Origin of the sequence: Bacillus sp. N447-1, assembly GCF_022701035.1 — a bacterium.
GTDB lineage: Bacteria > Bacillota > Bacilli > Bacillales > Bacillaceae_G > Bacillus_A > Bacillus_A cereus.
This window is the reverse complement of the sequence record NZ_CP065509.1, coordinates 4,935,861-4,957,582: the sequence shown is the minus strand read 5'-3', so window position 1 is coordinate 4,957,582 and position 21,722 is coordinate 4,935,861. Positions and strand designations below refer to the sequence as shown.

Sequence of the window (21,722 nt, the reverse complement as noted above, 5' to 3'; positions counted from 1 at the left end):
TGTGTCCTTCTTGTGAACTCATCGTGAAATCCAATTAAAAAAATACACTTATCTAACATTGTAGACAAAAAAAGTATTTTTTGTACATTTTACCTTCAAAAGAGAGTATAAAATTACCATTTCCCTAGGCTAAATTACACAAATCGTTCTAGATTATTCTTCAAATTTATAACCAACTCGAATAACAGTACCGATATGCTTCGCTTTATCTCCTAGCTTATTTCGAAGTTTTTTAATATGGGTATCAACCGTTCGGTCATCACCGTAATAGTCATATCCCCATAACTGGTCTAATAAATGTTGACGTGATAACACAATTCCTTTGTTCTCCATTAAATACACAAGAAGTTCAAATTCTTTATGTGTCAATATAATTTCTTCTCCATCTACTAAAACAGTTCTAGATAGACGATTCACTTCTATTCCAGCTAAAGACATAGCATTTTCTTCCGCTACTCCTACCGCACCCTCCGCACGTTTCAATAACGTCTTTGCACGAGCTACTAATACTTTCGGGCTAAATGGTTTCGTTACATACTCGTCTGCACCTAATTCGAAACCTAGCAATGTATCATCCTCATCCGAACGCGCTGTCAACATAATAATTGGTACTGCTGATTCTTTTCTAATTCTTCTACAAACAGACCATCCATCTATTTCCGGTAACATAATATCTAACATAATTAAATCAATTTCATGCTCTGCAAATAACTCTAGCGCTTTTTTTCCATCTTCTGCTTCGATTACTTCAAAGCCTTCATTACGAAAATAATCACTAACAATTTCACGTAATCTTCTTTCATCTTCAACAAGCAATACCGTTTTGTTCATATAATCTATCCCGCCTTTTTACTCTTTCAATCGAATAATACGTTGATTGGAGCTTCCGCGAAATGGAAGTGTTAAATCTTTTTCCTCAATTTCAAACCTTCCATCGACTAAAACATCCCCATAATGTAACAACTCTATCATATCATTATTTTGAGAACTCTGTATCTCTTCTAACGTATAACCTGTATACATCCATAGGTTTTTTTTCAAATCTTTCACGATTTTTGCTACCTTTTTCACTTCAGCAGCTTGAAAAAATGGATCTCCACCTGAAAATGTTACATCAGTTAATGGATTACTTGCAATCTCTTTCACAATTTCTTCTACTGTCATTTCCGTTCCGTTGCAAATATTCCACGATTTCGGATTGTGGCAACCAACGCAACGATGCGGACAGCCCGCAAAAAACACGACTGTCCGCAATCCTTCTCCATCTACTACACTATCATGAATAATATTCATCACTTTCATTTATGTTTCACCCGATCTATCTCTTCACTACGTTTCGCACTATTCCACTTTGACATATCTCCTACAAGATAGCCTGTTATACGGCGAATTCTTTCTATATTAGCCTCATCTTCATTCCCGCAACTTGGACATTCATTCCCAATAACCCCGTGATAACTACAGCACTTACAACGGTCAACAGGATGATTAATTGAACCGTATCCAACGCCATGTTCTGCCATGGCTTGTACAATTTGTTTTAATGCCTTTTTGTTATGCATTGCTGCTCCGTCTAGTTCAATATAAGTAATATGTCCCCCGTTACATAGAGCATGGAACGGACCTTCTAAACGAATTTTATTTATCGCTTGAATGTTATAATAAACTGGAATATGGAATGAATTCGTATAGTAATTATGGTTCGTTATGCCGCTAATCACGCCAAATTCTTTTCTATCTTTTTTCACAAACTTCCCTGATAATCCTTCTGCTGGAGTTGCAATTACTGAGAAATTCAGTTGATGTTCTTCTGTCGCTTTATCCATTCTATCTCTCATAAAGGAAATAATTTCATACCCAAGTTTCCATGATTCTTCATCTTCCCCATGATGCTTTCCTGTTAAAGCTACTAAACATTCCGCAAGACCGATAAAACCAATACTTAACGTCCCTTGTTTTAAAATCGAGGCTACGGAGTCTTCAGGCTGCAACGTTTCTCCACCACGCCATACACCTTGTGAATATAAAAACTGAAAATCTCTTGCTCGCTTCGTACATTGATACGCATATCTTTCTAATAGCTGCTTAATTCCTAAATCTAAATAATAGTTTAGCGCTTCAAAAAACGCTTCTTTTGAACCACTAATTAACGCTAATTTCACTAAATTAATAGACGTAAATGATAAATTCCCTCTACCAATCGCTGTTTCTTCTCCATGTATATTAGACATAACACGGGTACGACATCCCATGTAACATACTTCACTTTCTGGTCTTCCATCATAATGCACTGCATTAAACGGAGCATCTAAAAATGAAAAGTTAGGGAATAATCGCTCTGCGGTTGTCTCTAATGCTAATTCAAATAAATCGTAGTTCGGATCACTTTCTTCAAAATTCACACCTTTTTTCATCTTGAAAATTTGAATCGGAAAAATCGGTGTCTCTCCTTTACCAAGTCCAGCTTGTGTCGCTTTTAAAAGTTGTTTAATTAACATTCTTCCTTCTTTTGATGTATCTGTTCCATAATTAATAGAAATAAACGGTACTTGTCCTCCGCCCCTACTATGCATACTATTCGAATTATGAACGAAAGCCTCACACGCTTGATACGTATCATTTTCCGTTTCTTTCCATGCAAATTCTTCTATTTGTTCTTTCGTAAGCGGATATGATTGTAATCGTTTTTTATGTCTCTCAATTGTTTTTCGTACATAAGGTGCTAAATCAATATCAAAGAGTGCAAACGATTGACCACCATGCTGCATATTTTGATTCGCTTGAAAAATAATAGACGAAAGAGCCAATGCACTTTTAATGTCTTGCGGTTGTCTCATATGTCCATGTCCAGTATGAAAACCGTTAGCAAGCATTTGCGCTAACGGAATTTGTGAACAAGTCGTCGTTCCTGTTGCATAAAAATCTAAATCATGTGGATATAATATATTTTCATTTATCGCTTTTTTCACTTGATCTGACAATAAATTCTCAACAGCATAATATTTTGCACTCTCAGATGCGAACGTTCCCATTACGCCCATTGGAGAGCGGCCGTCTACATTTGCATTTTCTTGCATCAAATCTTGTTCATTGCCGTGGACTATTGTCTCAAACACTTTCATTAATTCTTCTCCACGTGTATTATTTTGTAACATTTATAACCCTCCACCAATATGTTGTTATCTTTTGATTAAAATGTTACTACATATAGTCTTACTGTTTCTGTGAGAAATGTAACATTACTGTGAAATTTTTTTCACGAAATAATGAATTTTTCATTTACAAAAAAGAAATGTGCTCTTTACAAATGTATGGTACAATATACGGGAAAAACTCTTTTTACCCTTTATCAACACATTTGAATAAAGGAGACTGAACTTATGGTTACTACATATCTTTTATTTATCGTTGCCTACTTACTTGGCTCGATTCCATTTGCACTAGTTGTTGGAAAAATCGGCTACGGAATCGATATTCGTGAGCACGGGAGCGGTAATCTAGGCGGAACAAACACATTCCGCACATTAGGGAAAAAAGCAGGTTTTACCGTTACAATTGCTGACATTTTAAAAGGGACATTAGCAACAAGTCTACCAATGATTTTCGGATTAGATATTCATCCACTATGGTTCGGGTTAGCGGCTGTTCTTGGACATGTCTATCCAATCTTCGCGAAATTCCGCGGTGGTAAAGCAGTTGCAACTTCTGCTGGGGTGCTATTATGCTATTCACCAGTTGTTTTTGCAATATTGGCTGTTGTATTTTTCACCCTTTTATTTACAACAAGATACGTATCACTTTCTTCTATGGTAACAGCAGTTGTTGCTGTTATTGCATCCATTGTTAGCGGGGATAAAATCTTCATTATTGCGATGTGTTTATTAGCAGGTATGGTTATTTATAAACACCGTGCAAATATCGGACGAATTATAAATAAAACTGAACCAAAAGCAAACTTTTCAAAAAAGCAAAAATAAGATCGTAACCCACATAACGCAAAAAGAAAACGTGAAGCATATTAATAGCGTCTTTTTGCGTTATTTTTTATACTAAAGAAAAAGCAACATAATTTGGAGGAACTATACATGAATCTTTCCGTAACAAAAGAAGCAGCACAATGGTATAAAAATGAATTAAACTTACAATCAAATGAAACACTACGCTTTTTCGTACAATACGGTGGTTGCAGTACTGTGCAAAAAGGACTTTCTTTAGGTATTCGTAAAGATGATCCTGCACATCCTGCTGTTCAAATTCAAGAAGAAGGTATTAACTTCTTTATTGAAGGCGATGATGAATGGTTCTTCGATGGACATAATTTATCTGTTACACTTAACGAAGGTGACGACTTCCCACAATTTAATTATGAAAAATAAAAAAACGTGGCTTCTGCCACGCTTTTTTATTTTTTCTTAATTTCCTCATATTTCGCATACCACTCAGGATATAACTTTTTAAATGATACAGGGCGGAACCCTTCTTTTTTCGCACAAATATTCGTTGTACTTGCAGTAATACAAAGTTCACCATCACCATTATATATTTCATATCCATATACAACGCGAAGTGGGCTCACAGTATCTACCCATGTTTTTACGATTGCTTTTTCTCCGTAACGCATCGCTTTACGGTATGAAATTTGTAAATCTAACACAGGAGAAATAATTCCTTCTTTCTCCATTTCAACATATGAAAAACCTAAATCTTGTATAAGTTTCGTGCGACCTAACTCAAGCCACACTAAGTAGTTTGAATGGTAAACAACACCCATTTGATCTGTTTCCGCATAACGGATTTCAACTTCATGTTCTGCTACAAACATATGTATTCGCCGTTGCCATAAACTTATAAAAATCTATAAATTTTGTTTATTTCCCTGTTCTACGTGTCCGATTTCACAGAAGCTACTTTCGTTTGATGTAACACTCCGAGGGCGTAAATTCGGATACAACGAATCCTACATATTAGCCGTAACTTTTTTAGATGTTAACTGGCTAATTCATACCGTGACAAATTGATAGCCGCATTTAAATCCCTATCCATTTCGTGACCACAAGTACATTTGTATACACGGTCAGAAAGTTTTAGTTCTTTGTTAATGCTTCCACAACTGGAACACATTTTTGAAGAAGGATACCATGTATCAGCTTCTACAAATTCAATACCATATTTTTCACACTTGTATTGAATTTGTCTTTTGAACTCATATAAACACTGCTTCGCAATCGCTTTAGCTAGATATCTATTCTTCATCAGACCTTTCATATGCAACGTCTCCATCACAATGCGAAATGGCTTGGTTTTCACAATTTCGCTCGTGGATTGATGAAGATGATTCTTTCTGATATTTGATAACCGTCTATGTAGTTGTCGTATCTCTTTCTCGATTTTTATAATGTTGCTTGTTTTGACAAAACGGTTTCCCTCCTTATTCATTTCATATTTACGAGAAACTTGACGTTGCAACCTACGAAGGCGTTTCTCTACCTGTCTTACCATTTTTGTTTTGTTGATATTGTTCTTCCTCTGCCCATCAGAACAATATGCTAATTCTTTGATTCCAATATCTATTCCTAACGAAACAGCCGTTAACTTCTCTTTTGTAAACTCCTGTTCAATACCGACAGACAAATACCAATACTTACCGTCAAAGCTAACGCGTGGATTAGAGTACTTAACCCCTACAGGTAACTTTTCGGATGTTTTTACCCAACCAACTTTCTCAATCAAAACTTGTTTTTCTTTTACTTTTAACTTGACATTATCATTGTAAAAAGAGAGTTTTGCTTTCCTTCTGCTTTTGAATCGTGGTTTATCAGCCAGTCCCTTGAAAAATCGCTTATATGCTTCACAAGCATCTTTAATCGCTTGTTTGGCTATATTATTTGAAACATCGTACAACCAAGCATATTCTTCAGTCTGCTTTAATACAGTTAATTCTTTCCGTAAAAAAACGTCTGATATGAACTTTCCGCCATTCTTGTAATTCTCTTCTTGCTTCGCCAGTGTCCAATTATAAGCCCATCTTGCCGTACCAACAGATTTCCAAAGTTGCAATTCTTGTCCTTTATTCGGCTTGATTCTCACTTTCTTCGCAAGCATCATTTTCCAGCAACCCCTTAACCATCTTCTTAGCTTATTTTCCCTTGAAGATGGCAACTAGTTTGTTCTATCCTACCTGCCTTTTTTTGCAAAATCACCAATTGAATATACTTTCATATTTTTCATCCCATGAAACTACTTTACTCCGGCGACAATTTTTCATCTACAAATATTTTATCACTAATTATATATTTTTGTAGATATACACTAACTGTTTCTTCCCTTCTTTCACTTCTGCTACCTTGCATACATTTAATCATAATACAGCGGAATCAAAAATAAAATAAAAATAGTGAATCTTTTACCGAAAGGAGCAAGCATATGATTCAAATTGTAACGGTTCGTAGTGGTGATAGCGTATATAGCTTGGCATCAAAATATGGATCAACACCTGACGAAATAGTAAAAGACAATGGATTAAATCCAGCTGAAACGCTCGTTGTTGGTCAGGCACTTATCGTTAATACGAAAGGGAATAATTATTATGTACAGCCTGGTGACAGCCTATATCGAATCTCTCAAACATATAATGTCCCCCTCGCTAGTTTAGCTAAAGTTAATAATTTATCTTTAAAATCTATTCTCCATGTCGGACAACAATTATACGTACCAAAAGGTACAAAACGAGCTGTAGAATCCATCGCTTATTTACAGCCTTCCACTATACCGATTAAAGAGAGTTTAGTTAATGCTACACGTGCCATCAATCCATTTTTAACATACTTAGCTTATTTTAGTTTTGAGGCAAAAAGAGATGGCACATTAAAAGAACCTACTGAAACAGCTAAAATCGCTAATATTGCAACGCAGGGTAAAACAATCCCTATGCTCGTTATTACAAATATTGAAAATGGTAATTTCAGTGCCGATCTAACATCGGTTATTTTACGCGACGCAACGATTCAAAACAAATTTATTACTAACATTTTGCAAACAGCTCAAAAATATGGCATGCGAGACATTCATTTCGATTTCGAGAGTGTAGCACCTGAAGACCGCGAGGCGTATAATCGCTTTTTACGAAATGTAAAAACACGCTTACCTAGCGGGTACACATTGAGCACAACTCTCGTACCGAAAACAAGTTCAAATCAAAAGGGAAAATTTTTCGAAGCTCACGATTATAAAGCGCAAGGGCAAATTGTTGATTTCGTCGTCATTATGACATATGACTGGGGATGGCAGGGCGGGCCACCGATGGCAATTTCTCCTATCGGTCCGGTGAAAGAAGTACTTCAATATGCAAAATCTCAAATGCCTCCCCAAAAAATTATGATGGGGCAAAATTTATACGGGTTTGATTGGAAGCTTCCATTTAAACAAGGAAATCCACCCGCAAAAGCAATTAGCTCTGTCGCAGCTGTTGCACTAGCTCGTAAATATAATGTCCCTATTCGTTATGATTTCACAGCCCAAGCTCCTCATTTTAATTATTTTGATGAAAACGGCGTGCAACACGAAGTTTGGTTTGAAGATTCACGGTCTGTTCAAAGTAAATTCAATTTAATGAAAGAACAAGGTATAGGTGGTATTAGTTACTGGAAAATCGGTTTACCATTCCCACAAAATTGGCGTTTACTCGTTGAAAATTTTACGATTACGAAAAAGGGCTGACAAAAGTCAGCCCTTTTTTTCATATTACTGCTAAAAACTCATCTTTCATTTCCTCACAAAAAAGAAGAATGATAACATTCTCCTTTTTAACCGTTATCAACAATCGGTTGTTTACCTGTTTGATCTTGCATTTGCTTTCCTTTATTTCCACCAGCTTTTTTCGATTGTGTTCCAATATGATTTGGTGCAAAGTCTTTTGAATTTTTTTTCGGATTACCCATTACTATCGCCTCCTTAACACTAGTATCGTACTAGTGTTAAGAATTATTCAGCTTGCTTAAAAAGTTTCATTTCATAACGTTTTTCAATGCGCTCTTCAATGCGATCAATTGCATCACGATCGCTTAATAATTGTTGTTTATTTTCATTTACAAGTTCTTCAAACGATTTACGGCGACTTCTTCTCATGTTGTTCACCCTCTCTCCTTCGCTTTCTTATTACATAGTATGAGCAAACGAAAAACTCTTTAATCAGATTTGTAAGAAAATTTTATGTTTTAGTACTCCTAAAAAAACTCCGTGTACAATATATTGCACACGGAGTTTTTTATACCATAATATTTAAATACTCTTTCAACTTTTCATCTGCATTCATTTCATTTTCTTTATAATCATGAAGCGCCTGTAATACAAAATCATACTGCTCTAAAATATAACTTTCTAATCTCATAACATCCTCTAAGCTATTAAGCATAATTCTCGTATTACCAACTTCACTTTTTAACGCTGGTTCACATTTTAAGCTTGTACATATTTCTTTCACATCTTCTTCTAATATCTCTGTTAATACATATTTCTTTCGTCCTTTTACCTTTACTCTCATAACTGGATAAAAAGCTTTTATATCTAAATAACTTCCTACGTTCATACAACGTAGCCATTCTACATTACGTTTATTACATGCAAGTATTTCTTTCACCGCTTCATATACCGCAGTTTCATCAAGCATAACCTTATTTACTTTTCGTTTCCCTTCTTCTTCAATAGCTGCACACTTTTGATAAACAGCAGCACACGTAATGCAATCGTCAAATGCATTATGAGAGCTTAAACGAATTCCAAGCATTCGCTTTAACGTTTCAAGTTTATGATTAGGCGCATGCTTCATGTATTTCTTCGCTAAAAATACAGTATCAATTACTTTATTTTTAGGTTCAGGCAACCCAAGCATATTTACATTACTTTTCAAAAAGCGCATATCAAAAGAAGCATTATGGGCCACAATAACATTTGTATGTAAAAATGCTAAAAATAAAGGTAATACCTCTTCAATCGTCGGTGCATCTGAAACACGATAATTGGTAATACCGGTTAAACTCGTTATTCGGTCCGGAATTGGCCGCTCTGGATTCACGTATGAAACAAATTGATCTACGAGTTCATGATTACGATATTTCACCGCTGCAACTTGAATAATTTTATCATTATAAGGGTTAAATCCTGTTGTTTCAAAATCAATTACAACATAATCTAACGGTAAGGATACATTCCCCACTCCATACACTCCTTTATCTCTAAACGATTATATTTCTTACATCATATCATGAAGTTATTACTACTTGAAAAAGAAAAGGCAGAAATGGGAACTCTCCCCCTCTACCTTTTCACCATTATTTTAATTTAGCAACCCTTTTCTCCATCTCTTTTTGCGTCATCGGCCCAATAAACTTATCTTGAATGACACCTTTTGTATCTATAAAATACGAAGTTGGAATCGTAATTACTTTATACGCTGTTGTCACATCAATGTTCTTGTCCAATAAAATAGGAAAAGTAATTCCTTTTTCTTTAGCAAAATTGCTTACCTTTTCTGCCCCCCCACCTTTTTCTGAAGGCGTATAGTTGATTGCTAAAATTTCTACGTTTTCTTTATGTTCTTTATAGAAAGCCTCCATATCCGGCATTTCTTGTTGGCAAGGTCCACACCACGTTGCCCAAAAGTTTAAAATCACTTTCTTTCCTTTTAAATCTGATAGCTTTACATTCGTTCCATCTAACTTCGTTAATTCGAAGTCTGGTGCACTCTTCCCTATTTCAATACCATTCCTTGCAATAATCTCTTTCATCGCAGCTTCACTTTTTTCTTGCTTCACTTTTACCGCCTGCTCTTTATTACCAAACTGTTCATAAGCTGCATATCCCGCTAAACAAAGTAACACTACAATAATCGTAAGCTTCCGCCACATTTTATATCACCCTAACGTATTATCTTCTTTTAACACATTCATCAAAATACTATATACCTTATTTTAGCTTATACGGACAAGCTTGGAAATATTCACATTCTAAATAATCAGAATTTTTATAACTGCGATGAAATATTTACCTTTCCATAATATAATTAGAAATAAATATAATATTTTACAATGAAAGGAGCTCTCATGAATTTATTTGAAAAAATACTTCTATATATTCTTAGTTTTATATTTTCCCCAATCGGAATTATCACATGGATTATCTCACTATTTAGTAAAGACCCTGAAAAAAAACAAGTTGGACGTATTTGTCTCTATATCGCTTTAATTTCATTTATCCTGTTAGCAGGCCTCGGTGTTCTTACTTTCTTCACGACGACCACCATCACTACTACAGAATAATTATAGAAAGGATGACTGTTTTGGGAGAACATCCAATTTGCAAAGAACTTCGATATATACGAATATATTTAGTTGTTTTAGTGATTGTTCTTTTATTTTTTAACGGCAAACAAGTCGTTGAAATTTCTACAAATCACGATTCTATAGAAAATGTTTCGACCAGTAATATGACACAGGTTGCTGAAAATACATTTGCCATTCAAGAATATAATCCATCTCTAAGTAGCGAACATACGGTCAAAATTTTCAAATATAATCCAGATACAAACCAACTGACTCTAATGAAAGAGTTTAGTACTAACGATACTGAATCTTATACGTATCAACTTAATAAGAATGAATAAAGATAAGAGCATTATGTCGCTCTTATCTTTTTATTAACATCTTTTTGAAAAATGATTTATATGTTAATAACTCTCTAGGATCCCCACATTCCACAACAATTCCATTATTCATGACAACAACCCAATCCGCTATCATCGCTCTCTCGACATCATGTGTTGCCACAATTCTCGTTACATCGCTTCCTAGTTCTTCTATCATATTCCAAAAAAATTCTTGATTGTTCGGATCTAATCCCGCGGTCGGTTCATCTAAAATAATAAGATGAGGATTTGAAACAATTGCTCGCAATAATGCAAGGCGTTTTCTTTCTCCCCCTGAAAACTCTTCACCGCTTTTATGTAGTACAGTTTGAAGACCTTCAGGTAACCCCCTAATAATCGGCGTTACATTGACAAGTTCAGCATTTTTTTCTAACTCGTTTTCTAGCCTCTCTTCCCCAAAATACATATTCTCTTTTACTGTCACCCGAAAGAAACGAGGTTCTTGCCACTCTGCAGTCAATTGAGCCTCATTTCCATAATAAGTAATGCTACCGTTAGATGGTTTATACAAACCTGTCATTAATTTTAAAAGCGTCGTTTTTCCTGCACCACTTTCTCCTACAATCATAACGAGTTCACCAGGTTGAATTTGCAAATCAATATTATGAATTCTACATTTCTCTTCATTATTTTCCTGAAATGAGACATTTGTTATTATCATCCCCATCGCTCTTTCTACATTACTATCTGCCACTCTTTTATCAAAAAAGGAAAAAACTCTATTTACCGAAGCGACTGCAACTTGTGTCATCATTAATAAATCGCCCACATAACGGACTGGGAAAAAGAGCATCTCAATTGTCGCTAACACTGCAATGAGTGAACCAACTTCTATTTCTCTCCTCATTATTTTTTGTGCACCTATAATGAGAACAAGGATATATGCTCCTGTTTCAATCACCGTTCCAACTACTCCAATACAATGTTGCATCATCGTCTTCTTTACTTCCGATTTATACGATTGTGCCGTTACTCTTTTAAATAAGCGAATTGCCCATTTTTCTTTTTGTAAACTCCGCAAATCTTGTATTCCCTTTACAAACTGTGACACCATCTCTACAACACTTGAGTGATTTTTTTGAGCAACGCTTGCGATATTTCTTACCTTTTCCCCAAACAACATCGGAACCGTTGCACTTAAAAATAAAAACGGAGTTATCCACAATATGAACTGTATATCTATATGTTGTAGTGCTATGAACGCACCTATAAATTGCGCAATGGCATGTATATATTCTATTAATATAGAGCCATATAACCTGACCCAGTTCGGAATATCAGACACGACCAAAGTTTCTAACTCTCCTTGCTTAATCTTCTCACTCTCTTCAAACGGTAATGAGAAATAGTGACGCAATAATTCTATACGTTTCGTTTGTAATATACGTTGACTGGCTTTTGAGCTTATATAATCAAATAAAAGATTGTTCGTCCACATTAAAAAGCGAATACCCGCAAACAAAGCTATATATAAATACGTACCTTTTAGCTCCCTTTGAATAAGATTGTCTACAATTAATCCCATGAAAATTGGGCGTGATAAATTTAAAATGGCAGCAATTATCCCACTACATACAGCTGCCAGTACTAATATTTTCTCTTTTCGTAACGGCAACAATATTCTTTTATATTCTTTCATGACTTTCCCTCCACTTTTCGTAGTAAAAAGAAAGGGATGAAACCAAATGGTTTCATCCCTTTCCATAAAATAAGGAAGCTAACAATTGTTAGCTTCCTTATCATTCATTTCAATTGTTTAGTTCGACACTTTTGACTCTTCAATTTTCTCACGAAGAACCATTTGCAGAATACCACCGTGACGGTAGTAATCAATTTCAACTTCACTATCGAAACGAGCTACTACTTCAAATTGTTTTTCGTTGCCATCTGCATCAGTTGCAACTACTTTTACAAGATCGCGCGGTCTAACTGTTTTGTCGATTTGAATTTCAAATGACTCGTTACCAACAAGACCTAACGTTTCAGCACTTTCGCCATCTTTAAATTGAAGTGGTAGTACACCCATTAACACTAAGTTACTGCGGTGAATACGTTCGAAGCTTTCTGCGATTACTGCTTTAATACCTAATAAGTTAGTACCTTTCGCAGCCCAGTCACGAGAACTTCCCATACCGTAATCTTTACCAGCAACAACTAGAAGACCTGTTCCATCTTCCTTATATTTCATAGCAGCATCATAGATAGATGTTACTTCACCAGTTGGCCAATATGTTGTATATCCGCCTTCTGTTCCTGGTGCGATTTGGTTTTTAATACGGATGTTCGCGAATGTACCACGCATCATAACTTCATGGTTACCACGACGAGAACCGTAAGAGTTAAAGTCAACTGGTTGTACGCCGTTTTCTAATAAGTAGCGTCCAGCTGGTGTATGCTTACCGATTGAACCTGCTGGTGAAATGTGGTCTGTCGTTACAGAGTCACCAAATTTACCAACTACGCGTAGGCCTGATAATGTTTCAACTTCACCTGGCTCTTTAGATAAACCTTCAAAGAATGGTGGGTTTTGAATATATGTTGAATCATTATCCCAAGTATATAAAGCTTCGTTTGAAGTTTGGATTTCATTCCAGCGCTCATTGCTGTTAAATACTTGTGCATATTCTTTCTTGAACAGTTCAGATGTAACAACGCTTTGAACTACATCTTCAATTTCTTTAGCTGATGGCCAAATATCGTTGAAGTAAACAGCATTGCCATTTGCATCTTTACCGATTTCATCATTTTTCAGGTCAATATCAACAGTACCTGCAAGTGCATATGCCACAACAAGTGGTGGTGATGCTAAGTAGTTTGCTTTTACAAGTGGATGAATACGACCTTCAAAGTTACGGTTACCAGATAAAACAGATGTTACTAGTAAGTCGTTTGCTGCGATTGCTTCTTCTAATTCTGGCGCTAATGGACCAGAGTTACCGATACAAGTCGTACAGCCGTAACCAACTGTTTGGAAACCTAATTGATCTAAATATGTTGTTAAACCAGACTTATCTAAGTACTCTGTAACAACTTTAGATCCTGGTGCTAATGATGTTTTTACGTACTCAGGTACTACAAGTCCTTTTTCAATTGCTTTCTTCGCAACTAGACCTGCTCCAATTAATACGTATGGGTTTGATGTATTTGTACAGCTTGTAATTGCTGCGATTGCAATTGCACCTGTTTTCATCGTTACTTCTTTATCTTCTAATGTAACCTTCACTTCTTTATCGAACTCTTGCTCATTAAATCCAAGTCCTTGTGTTCCAACTGGTGCTACAACAGCTTTGTGGAACGCATCTTTCATATCTGAAAGTGGAATTAAATCTTGTGGGCGTTTCGGTCCAGAAAGGTTAGATTCAATTGTATTTAAATCAATTTCAACAAGATCAGTGTAAATTGGATCTTTGCTGTCTGCTGTATAGAATAAGCCGTTCGCTTTACAGTATTCTTCAACAACGCGAATTTGTTCTTCATCTCTACCTGTTAAACGTAAGTATTCTAATGAAATATCATCGATTGGGAAGAATCCACAAGTTGCGCCATATTCTGGTGCCATGTTTGAAATTGTTGCACGGTCAGCTAAAGGCATGCTCTTTAGTCCATTACCGAAGAACTCAACGAATTTACCAACTACACCTTTTTGACGTAATACTTGTGTTACTTTTAATGCAACGTCAGTTGCTGTAGTACCACTTGGAAGTGTACCAGTTAATTTTACACCGATTACTTCAGGTACTGGGAAGTATGAAGGCTGTCCAAGCATTCCTGCTTCTGCTTCAATACCACCAACGCCCCAACCAAGAACGCCGATACCGTTAATCATTGTTGTATGTGAGTCTGTTCCAACTAATGAATCTGGGTATGCAACTAAGTCACCTTCAGCATTTTTCACCGCGTGAACAACTGGTGCTAAATATTCAAGGTTTACTTGGTGTACAATACCTGTAGCTGGTGGAACTGCTCGGTAGTTATCAAATGATTTTTGTGCCCAGCTTAAAAATTTATAACGTTCTTCATTACGTTTAAACTCTAAGTCCATGTTGAATGCAAGCGCGTCTGCCGTACCCGCTCTATCAACCTGTACAGAGTGATCGATTACAAGGTCTACAGTAATTTCCGGATTAATTTTATCAGGATCCCCACCCATGTCTGCCATTGCTTTACGAAGCGAAGCCAAATCAACAACAGCTGGAACACCAGTGAAATCTTGTAAAATTACACGAGATGGTTTAAATGGAACATCGATATCTTGCACATCTTTCGTTCCCCATTTCGCTAAATTTGTAACATGCTCTTCTGTGATTACACGTCCGTCTACTTGACGAAGTACTGATTCAAGTAAAACTTTCACGGAATATGGTAATTGAGATACGTTGCCAACCCCTGCGTTTTCAAGCGCTTTCAAATCATAATAATGATACGTTTTTCCATCTACTTCAAAAGTTGCGCGTGATTGAAATGGATTATGTTTGACCATTATGTTTCCCCCCTGTTAAACGTGACTAAGTTGTCTGAATATAAAATGTAGACAAACTTTTCAATACCTTACGATAATATCTTATTACAACTTTCTAAATAAGTAAATAATAAGAAACTTATAGATTATCATAAGTTTTCTTTATGTTTCTAAATTTGAATAGTGTTCATGTTCCTTATGAATACTATTACCATAAAGTAAAGTGCTCTATTAGCGCTTTCTTTACAGTTCATACATACTATGAACTGCTCATCATGCAACTTACAAAAAAAGTTATAGAGGTGAAATAAAATGGGTAAAAGAAAAGCAAATCATACTATTTCAGGAATGAATGCGGCATCTGCACAAGGACAAGGTGCTGGTTATAACGAAGAGTTTGCAAATGAAAACTTAACTGCTGCAGAACGACAAAATAATAAGAAACGCAAAAAGAACCAGTAACGAAAAATCCCAAAAGGAGCATTCACCTTTTGGGATTTTTTCTAATGTTTATAACGTAACAATTCCGAAACCGTTACAAATCGATAGCCCTGCTTTTTCAGTTCAGGTAAAATTTTTGCTAGCGCTGCTACTGTTTGACTACGATTATTTCCCCCATCATGTAACAATACAATATCACCACTTTTTGCATTTTTCACTACATGATTTACAATGGATTCAACCCCTGGATTTGCCCAATCACGTGGATCTTGATGCCACGACCATAGAACAGTTTGATAACCAGCTTCTTTCGCTGTTTTAAATACAGCATCGTTAATATATCCACCCGGTGGACGGAATAGCAAAGGTTCTTTCACCCATTTTTCGAAAAATTTCTTTCCATCTAAAATATCATTTTCTAATTTTTCATCTGATGAATTACTCGCATACAAATGATTCATCGTATGATTTCCAATTTCATGTCCCTCTTTTAACACTTGTTTCACTAAATATGGATTACGCTGAACCCGAAATCCAATCATAAAAAATGTCGCTTCTGCTTTATATTGACGTAATAAATTTAAAATTTGTGGTGTATAAGTTGGATCCGGTCCATCATCAAATGTAATAGCAATAATCTTTTCATTATTAGGTACTTCCCATGTTACATAGCCAGTTGGTTCTAGCTCTTTTCTGAGCAACATTTTCGCTTCCACTTTTTCAACTTGAAATATATGTACTGCGCATAATAAAGAAAAAACGAGTAGAAAAATTTTCTGTTTTAGCATAATATTCGTTAAAGTAATGAGGTTGTCGAATACACAACAACCTCATTTACTTTTCTAATTGATCTACATGCTGCATAATATTTTGAAGGTTATTTTCGTATTGCTCAAGTTGTGGGCGTTGTGTTTCTGAAGCTACTTCTAGTGCATTTTGAATTTGTTCATACGCTTCCTGAACCTCTTGGCGTAATTCTTTTAAATCATGACCGTAGTTTGGATCATTTTTTACAATGTTGTTAAATGCATTTTCTGCTTGTGTAACACCTTGCTGAGCTGCTTGGAACGCTTGTTGTTTATCTTTATGATATGGCATTATATAATCCCCTTTCCATAATAGTTAGTCCCATTTATCTTTACCTTTTTTTCTAAAAACATTCTCGTATAAATTTGCAAACTTCTCTCATTCTAAAGAGGAAGAGGAGGTGTCACATACAATGGGAAAAAACAATCGTGAAGCGAAAGAAAAAAAAGGACAACCTGAACCATTAAGCGGATCTCATAAAGTAAAAAACCGTAACCATTCACGCCAAAAACATCATGCGCATCATGATATGTAAAACAAAAAGTGCACACTAGCTATCTTTTCCACATACAATGTTTATATTTTTCCATTTATTCTTCACCCCTACTTCATTCATGCATAACATAGTATGAATTGAGATTTTACGGAGGGTGTCTTACATGGGCAAGAAAAAGAAGGATTGTCTTTTTCATGTTGATGGTTTCGAAGAATGGATGGATCAATTTTGTTCTGACTCTTGTAGTAACTTTAGTTTCCCAAATCAAATTCATATTGACCTTTGCGAAACGGAACAAGAATACATTTTGGAAACAGATGTACCAAATGTAACTGAACAAAATGTAGTCATTAAAAAGATGAAGACAGGCCTAACCATTTGCATACTTCATAATAATATTTCTTTACAGCGGATCATTCCTTTACCCGATAATATTATTTATAAGAAGATGCTAGCCTGCTTAGAAAATGGATATTTAGCCATTCATATTTCCAAAAATGAAGTTGCTGATAAGCATGAAAAGAAAGTTCTTTTTTTAAATTAAGAGTTAATATAATACACACTAAGCCCCAGTTGGTTACTGGGGCTTATGTTATTTCGCATGCATTTCTATATTAGAATTTCTATCATATCTTTTTTTCGATAAACCTTTTGTAACTAAAAGCACAGGAAATGCCACAGTTGAAAATATAGCTAGTGCTGAAAATATTGCAAACCCATTTTGGTACCCGTAGTAATCGAGAAGTACTCCTCCAAACCATGGACCTATTACTGCTCCAATTCCCGAGAAACCCATCGCACCGAAGTATGTTCCTTTTAGATGCGCAACAGCAATATCATCAATAAATACATCCGTCATTGAAAACATTAAGACTTCTCCAATTGTAAAAATAATTGTACAGACGGCAGCACCTAGCATAGATTCTACTACTCCAAATCCAAACAATCCTCCGCTCACAAATAAAGTTCCAACCATAATGGATGCTAATGGTGTGTATTTTTTGCACATTTGAATAACAGGGTATTGGATAATCACTACAACAATTGCATTTAAAGCGAGCATATATGAGAATAGCTTCACTCCATCCTCAAATATATGTGCATTTGCAAAATATTGAGATACTGTCGTCGTTAAATGTGAAAAACCGCAATTACTCAAAATAATACCGACTAAAGCAACTAAAAATACTATATCTTTTCGCAATATACGCATTGCATTTAACATTGTAACAGGTTTTTCTGTACTCACTTTCTTTTTTTCCATTGGATACTTCTTAAATTGGAACGCTAATATAGCTGTATATAGAATATATACCCCAGCTGCTACTAAAAAAGGAATTGTTGATTTTGCACTTCCAATCTGTAATCCAACAATTGGTCCAATAGCAACTCCAACATTTATTGCACCGTATCGTAAGTTATAGACGAGTAACCGATACTCAGGCTTTGTTAAATCTGATAATAATGCTCTTGATGTTGGCTCAAAAAACGACCTACATAATCCATTTAAAGCGTTTAATAAAAAGAAACTTAAAACATGATCCGCAAGTGAAAAACCTATAAACACAAAAATCCAAACGATCATGGACCAGAGCATAATCCTTTTCCGGCCAAATCGATCTGATAAATTCCCTCCGATAAAACTAGCAAAAACACCAACAAGTGCACTCGTTCCGATAATAGCACCAGTCATTCCAGCTGATACACCTTTAACAGTCGTTAAATAAATCGCTAAAAAAGGGATACTCATTGAAGTTGCAAACCTAGCAAACAATGTCCCTAAAATAATACTCATTCCAAGCGGATGAATATGCTGTAACTTCCCCTTCATCGTTAAACCTACTCTCTCTATTTTCACAAAAAAAAGAAAGCAAAGGATCTGCTTTCTTTTCCTTTTTCTATACTTGAGCTGTTGATACCCGAGTTGTTCTCGTTATGTCCATATCAATTCCATATGTGAACTGTAATTCTTTACACACATCTTTAATTAAGATTGCGACATTATACTTTTCATTAAATTGTAAAACTATGTTTTCTACTTCTTCATATGTATACTTATATTCCCCTGTAATGACACTTTTTAGATCAAAGCATTCGTTAATACAAAGTTGTACAAGTAGCTGGTCATATTTCTCTATTACATCTTCTTTCTTCCAAAGTAACTCTTTTACATATAACCGATCAAACTTCACACTTTCTCGATTACAATCCGTTAAAATCCGGGTCATTTCATTTAATTCTCGATATAATTCAGAAATATTTCTGCTTAAACTAAGCAGTTTATCTACGCCGTTTTCATATAACATATTCATTCCACCCCCGCATTTTCTTTTTCTTATTATAGCAAGAAAATTCTAAAAATAGTTTCTTTCTTCTGAAATATTAGGAAACTAATTTCAATTGCTTTACAATGAAACTAGTTAATGCGAGAGGAGAAAGAAAATTGGAGCACAAATTATATTACACTGACGCTTATAAGCAAGACTTTACTACTAAAATTATAAAGCAAGATTATGATAAAGACGGTAACTTATACGTTGTTTTGAATGAAACAGCATTTTATCCGACAGGTGGCGGACAACCATATGATACTGGTACATTAAATGATATCAATGTAATCAATGTAGAAGAGATAAACGGAGAAATTCGTCATTACATTGCAGAACAATTACATACAGAAGACGTAGAAGGTAAAATCAATTGGGAGCGCCGTTTTGATCATATGCAGCAACATGCGGCTCAGCACATTTTATCTGCTGCCTTTTGGGACCATTTTAACATGCCTACAATTGGATTCCATCTTGGTAAAGAAACAGTAACAATTGATTTAGAAACAGAAAATCTTCATGCAGAAACGGTTGAAAAAGCAATACAAATTGCAAACAAAATTGTTTTTCAAAACCATCCAATCCGCATCCAGTGGATGAACTTAGAAGAAGCGAAAACGTTGCCCCTTCGTAAAGAACCGACTATGACAGAAAATATACGCGTTGTTATGATCGAAAACTTTGATTATAACGGCTGTGGCGGAACACACCCGAAACGTACTGGTGAAGTAGGTCCTATTCAAGTACTAGGATGGGAACGCAATAAAGGTGGCATACGACTAACGTTTATCGCTGGCTGGCGCACACTTAAATTAATAGGGCAGCAACAACAAATTATAAAGAATGTTTCCAAACAATTAAACAGTAGCGAAACTGATATTCCAACAAAAGTGGCGCAACTGCTTACTTCTCAAAAAGAAAACGAAAAAGCAATACAAACAATGAATGAAAAATTATTATTTGCAGAGGCAAATGAACTACTTCAACACCCTACGGAAATACATGCCGGCATACTTATTTCTAAAGTATTTACAAATCGTTCTATGCAAGAAATCGCAAAGCTTTCCGCTATTATTACAGAACAACAAGAGCATGCAATTACGTATTTCGTCATCGAAAATGATGACAAACTACAATGTATTCTCGCTTGCGGAAAATCAGTATCACTCGATATGAATGCTCTTTTAAAAGACGCTCTTCCTACAATCGAAGGAAAAGGTGGCGGAAATAAGAAGAGTGCTCGCGGTGGCGGGAAAGCAATTATGAGCGGAGATGAATTTTTAAATCAGCTTGTTTCTTCTTTACAGTCAGCAGTTTAAAACATGTTATGAAGGATAGCGAACGGCTATCCTTCCCCTATATTTACAGACCTATATTTTGTTTCAAACCTTGATAACTCCCTGCATTTACAAAACCTTCACTTATAAGATTGATAAAAGTTTCCGAAAAACCATAATGACTTAAATCTTTAATCGGCACCATTTGCACATCATGAATTGGATTATGATCAAACTCGTTAGAAGGTAGCATAATTTCACCTTCAATCCTTTTAAGCAAAAACGTTATATGTAATAAAGACGGGCGAGCATCTGGTTTATCACAAACATAGAGTAGCTTCTGAATGTTAACTTCTAACCCTGTCTCTTCTCTCATTTCTCGAATCATTGCTTCCTCTAACGTTTCGCCATTCTCTGCTCTTCCTCCAGGTAAAGACCAATTTCGATTAGCCACTTTTTGCTTTACTAGCAATACCTTTTCATCTTCAATTAAAATTCCTGTAACACGAACTTGCATTACATTTTCCATATGCAATCTCCTCTTCCCATTATATTTACAAATTAACCCTTCCATAAAAAGAACATATGTTTTATAATTGAAGAAAATTATGGAAGAAAGTAGTTGTTACATTCATGCGTCCACCTTTAACAAAGTCTATATCAATTGAAGATTTCCAAAACTATTATTGGCTAAAAGCAGAACTCCAAACATTTTGTCGTGAGAATGGGTTGCCAGCTAGTGGCTCTAAGATCGAAATAACCGAGCGTATCTCACATTATTTAACTACTGGTAAAATATTAAAAAACAGCTCTGTTCAAAAGGTGAGTAAAGCTTCCCTATCCTATAAAGACCTTTCTCTTCAAACGATTATTACTAACAATCACCGCTGTAGCGAAGATGTTCGTGCTTTTTTCAAAGAAAAAATCGGAACAAACTTCAGCTTTACAGTAGCTCTTCAAAAATTTTTCAAAGAGAATGTTGGAAAAACATATGAAGACGCGATAGCTTTTTGGCATGAAGAAAACGAACGAAAAAAAGACCCTACATACAAAACAACTATCGGTGCACAATTTGAATACAATCGCTTTACTCGTGACTTTTTCGAAGATCCAAATAATAAAGGGAAAGCAAAAGCTGATGCGATTGCTGCTTGGAACGAAATGAAAGCGAAGCCTGGTAGTAATGTTTATGTTCCTCAAAAAGTAGAAAACTAGT

Annotated in this window: 26 protein-coding genes; 10 read left to right on the top strand and 16 right to left on the bottom strand. The window is 35.5% G+C overall.

All coding sequences use genetic code 11. The features are described from left to right. Nucleotides 1–153: 153 nt before the first annotated feature. From IQ781_RS25435 to IQ781_RS25425, 3 genes are read right to left on the bottom strand one after another with little or no spacing between them, the layout of a single operon-like run. Nucleotides 154–831, bottom strand: coding sequence for a response regulator transcription factor (locus tag IQ781_RS25435; RefSeq protein WP_063220549.1), 678 nt, complete (start codon nucleotides 829–831; stop codon nucleotides 154–156). A gap of 18 nt (nucleotides 832–849) precedes the next feature. Then, a complete protein-coding gene (nrdG, locus tag IQ781_RS25430; protein ID WP_000867076.1) occupies nucleotides 850–1,302 on the bottom strand; it encodes an anaerobic ribonucleoside-triphosphate reductase activating protein in 453 nt (150 codons plus the stop codon). Further along, nucleotides 1,299–3,155, bottom strand: a complete 1,857-nt coding sequence (locus IQ781_RS25425) for an anaerobic ribonucleoside triphosphate reductase (RefSeq protein ID WP_063220550.1) — start codon at nucleotides 3,153–3,155, stop codon at nucleotides 1,299–1,301. Before IQ781_RS25425 ends, nrdG begins: the two co-directional genes overlap by 4 nt. 225 nt (nucleotides 3,156–3,380) lie before the next feature. On the opposite strand from IQ781_RS25425, the gene plsY reads away from it, so the two are divergent. Together plsY and IQ781_RS25415 are read left to right on the top strand one after the other, a co-directional pair. Further along, on the top strand, nucleotides 3,381–3,977 hold the full coding sequence (plsY, locus tag IQ781_RS25420) for a glycerol-3-phosphate 1-O-acyltransferase PlsY (protein WP_000258974.1): 597 nt from the start codon (nucleotides 3,381–3,383) through the stop codon (nucleotides 3,975–3,977). Between the two features lie 108 nt (nucleotides 3,978–4,085). Beyond that, nucleotides 4,086–4,376, top strand: coding sequence for a HesB/YadR/YfhF family protein (locus IQ781_RS25415; RefSeq protein ID WP_001054453.1), 291 nt, complete (start codon nucleotides 4,086–4,088; stop codon nucleotides 4,374–4,376). Between the two features lie 26 nt (nucleotides 4,377–4,402). On the opposite strand, the gene IQ781_RS25410 is transcribed toward IQ781_RS25415, so the two are convergent. Then, nucleotides 4,403–4,822, bottom strand: coding sequence for an acyl-CoA thioesterase (locus IQ781_RS25410; protein ID WP_000495812.1), 420 nt, complete (start codon nucleotides 4,820–4,822; stop codon nucleotides 4,403–4,405). A gap of 164 nt (nucleotides 4,823–4,986) precedes the next feature. Beyond that, entirely contained in the window at nucleotides 4,987–6,105 is a 1,119-nt protein-coding gene (locus IQ781_RS25405; RefSeq protein ID WP_000978856.1) for an RNA-guided endonuclease InsQ/TnpB family protein, read from the bottom strand. Nucleotides 6,106–6,423: 318 nt separating this feature from the next. On the opposite strand from IQ781_RS25405, the gene IQ781_RS25400 reads away from it, so the two are divergent. Beyond that, complete coding sequence (locus tag IQ781_RS25400) at nucleotides 6,424–7,716, top strand: glycoside hydrolase family 18 protein (protein WP_000614858.1); 1,293 nt, start codon at nucleotides 6,424–6,426, stop codon at nucleotides 7,714–7,716. Nucleotides 7,717–7,802: 86 nt separating this feature from the next. Here IQ781_RS25400 and sspN read toward each other — a convergent pair whose 3' ends face one another. From sspN to IQ781_RS25380, 4 genes are all read right to left on the bottom strand, one after another. Next, nucleotides 7,803–7,937, bottom strand: a complete 135-nt coding sequence (sspN, locus tag IQ781_RS25395) for an acid-soluble spore protein SspN (RefSeq protein WP_000527987.1) — start codon at nucleotides 7,935–7,937, stop codon at nucleotides 7,803–7,805. A gap of 43 nt (nucleotides 7,938–7,980) precedes the next feature. Continuing rightward, the gene (locus IQ781_RS25390) at nucleotides 7,981–8,124 is read right to left on the bottom strand and encodes an FbpB family small basic protein (protein WP_001254699.1); all 144 of its coding nucleotides are present in this window, start codon (nucleotides 8,122–8,124) and stop codon (nucleotides 7,981–7,983) included. Between the two features lie 139 nt (nucleotides 8,125–8,263). After that, nucleotides 8,264–9,211, bottom strand: a complete 948-nt coding sequence (locus IQ781_RS25385) for a 3'-5' exonuclease (RefSeq protein WP_061457590.1) — start codon at nucleotides 9,209–9,211, stop codon at nucleotides 8,264–8,266. A gap of 115 nt (nucleotides 9,212–9,326) precedes the next feature. Next, nucleotides 9,327–9,902, bottom strand: a complete 576-nt coding sequence (locus IQ781_RS25380) for a redoxin domain-containing protein (protein ID WP_000269082.1) — start codon at nucleotides 9,900–9,902, stop codon at nucleotides 9,327–9,329. Nucleotides 9,903–10,097: 195 nt separating this feature from the next. Here IQ781_RS25380 and IQ781_RS25375 point away from each other — a divergent pair, with 195 nt between their 5' ends. Together IQ781_RS25375 and IQ781_RS25370 are read left to right on the top strand one after the other, a co-directional pair. Next, complete coding sequence (locus IQ781_RS25375; protein ID WP_001047911.1) at nucleotides 10,098–10,313, top strand: hypothetical protein; 216 nt, start codon at nucleotides 10,098–10,100, stop codon at nucleotides 10,311–10,313. An 11-nt stretch (nucleotides 10,314–10,324) separates the two neighbouring features. Then, a complete protein-coding gene (locus IQ781_RS25370; protein WP_072770202.1) occupies nucleotides 10,325–10,657 on the top strand; it encodes a YmzC family protein in 333 nt (110 codons plus the stop codon). Nucleotides 10,658–10,679: 22 nt separating this feature from the next. On the opposite strand, the gene IQ781_RS25365 is transcribed toward IQ781_RS25370, so the two are convergent. Together IQ781_RS25365 and acnA are read right to left on the bottom strand one after the other, a co-directional pair. Continuing rightward, the gene (locus tag IQ781_RS25365; RefSeq protein ID WP_139846888.1) at nucleotides 10,680–12,338 is read right to left on the bottom strand and encodes an ABC transporter ATP-binding protein; all 1,659 of its coding nucleotides are present in this window, start codon (nucleotides 12,336–12,338) and stop codon (nucleotides 10,680–10,682) included. A gap of 117 nt (nucleotides 12,339–12,455) precedes the next feature. Beyond that, a complete protein-coding gene (gene acnA, locus IQ781_RS25360; protein WP_000238565.1) occupies nucleotides 12,456–15,179 on the bottom strand; it encodes an aconitate hydratase AcnA in 2,724 nt (907 codons plus the stop codon). 291 nt (nucleotides 15,180–15,470) lie between these two features. On the opposite strand from acnA, the gene sspO reads away from it, so the two are divergent. After that, entirely contained in the window at nucleotides 15,471–15,620 is a 150-nt protein-coding gene (gene sspO, locus IQ781_RS25355) for a small acid-soluble spore protein SspO (RefSeq protein ID WP_000518051.1), read from the top strand. 41 nt (nucleotides 15,621–15,661) lie between these two features. On the opposite strand, the gene pdaB is transcribed toward sspO, so the two are convergent. Together pdaB and IQ781_RS25345 are read right to left on the bottom strand one after the other, a co-directional pair. Further along, complete coding sequence (pdaB, locus tag IQ781_RS25350; RefSeq protein WP_002041622.1) at nucleotides 15,662–16,387, bottom strand: polysaccharide deacetylase family sporulation protein PdaB; 726 nt, start codon at nucleotides 16,385–16,387, stop codon at nucleotides 15,662–15,664. A gap of 46 nt (nucleotides 16,388–16,433) precedes the next feature. Continuing rightward, nucleotides 16,434–16,697 carry a hypothetical protein gene (locus tag IQ781_RS25345; protein WP_001146294.1) on the bottom strand — a complete coding sequence of 88 codons (264 nt, stop codon included), beginning with the start codon at nucleotides 16,695–16,697 and terminating at the stop codon, nucleotides 16,434–16,436. A gap of 121 nt (nucleotides 16,698–16,818) precedes the next feature. Between IQ781_RS25345 and IQ781_RS25340 the strand changes: the two genes are divergently transcribed. Both IQ781_RS25340 and IQ781_RS25335 read left to right on the top strand, forming a co-directional pair. Further along, nucleotides 16,819–16,941: a small acid-soluble spore protein P gene (locus IQ781_RS25340; RefSeq protein WP_000517649.1), complete on the top strand. Its 123-nt coding sequence runs from the start codon at nucleotides 16,819–16,821 to the stop codon at nucleotides 16,939–16,941. Between the two features lie 124 nt (nucleotides 16,942–17,065). Continuing rightward, on the top strand, nucleotides 17,066–17,446 hold the full coding sequence (locus IQ781_RS25335) for an Hsp20/alpha crystallin family protein (RefSeq protein WP_000516747.1): 381 nt from the start codon (nucleotides 17,066–17,068) through the stop codon (nucleotides 17,444–17,446). Nucleotides 17,447–17,494: 48 nt separating this feature from the next. On the opposite strand, the gene IQ781_RS25330 is transcribed toward IQ781_RS25335, so the two are convergent. Continuing rightward, nucleotides 17,495–18,733: an MDR family MFS transporter gene (locus IQ781_RS25330; protein ID WP_063220552.1), complete on the bottom strand. Its 1,239-nt coding sequence runs from the start codon at nucleotides 18,731–18,733 to the stop codon at nucleotides 17,495–17,497. Nucleotides 18,734–18,800: 67 nt separating this feature from the next. Next, nucleotides 18,801–19,208: a hypothetical protein gene (locus tag IQ781_RS25325; protein ID WP_000965149.1), complete on the bottom strand. Its 408-nt coding sequence runs from the start codon at nucleotides 19,206–19,208 to the stop codon at nucleotides 18,801–18,803. A 137-nt stretch (nucleotides 19,209–19,345) separates the two neighbouring features. On the opposite strand from IQ781_RS25325, the gene IQ781_RS25320 reads away from it, so the two are divergent. After that, nucleotides 19,346–20,548: an alanyl-tRNA editing protein gene (locus IQ781_RS25320; protein ID WP_148663867.1), complete on the top strand. Its 1,203-nt coding sequence runs from the start codon at nucleotides 19,346–19,348 to the stop codon at nucleotides 20,546–20,548. Nucleotides 20,549–20,591: 43 nt separating this feature from the next. On the opposite strand, the gene IQ781_RS25315 is transcribed toward IQ781_RS25320, so the two are convergent. Further along, nucleotides 20,592–21,035: an NUDIX hydrolase gene (locus IQ781_RS25315; RefSeq protein ID WP_000432568.1), complete on the bottom strand. Its 444-nt coding sequence runs from the start codon at nucleotides 21,033–21,035 to the stop codon at nucleotides 20,592–20,594. A gap of 104 nt (nucleotides 21,036–21,139) precedes the next feature. On the opposite strand from IQ781_RS25315, the gene IQ781_RS25310 reads away from it, so the two are divergent. Next, on the top strand, nucleotides 21,140–21,721 hold the full coding sequence (locus IQ781_RS25310; protein WP_063220554.1) for a DUF6434 domain-containing protein: 582 nt from the start codon (nucleotides 21,140–21,142) through the stop codon (nucleotides 21,719–21,721). Nucleotide 21,722: the final 1 nt, after the last annotated feature.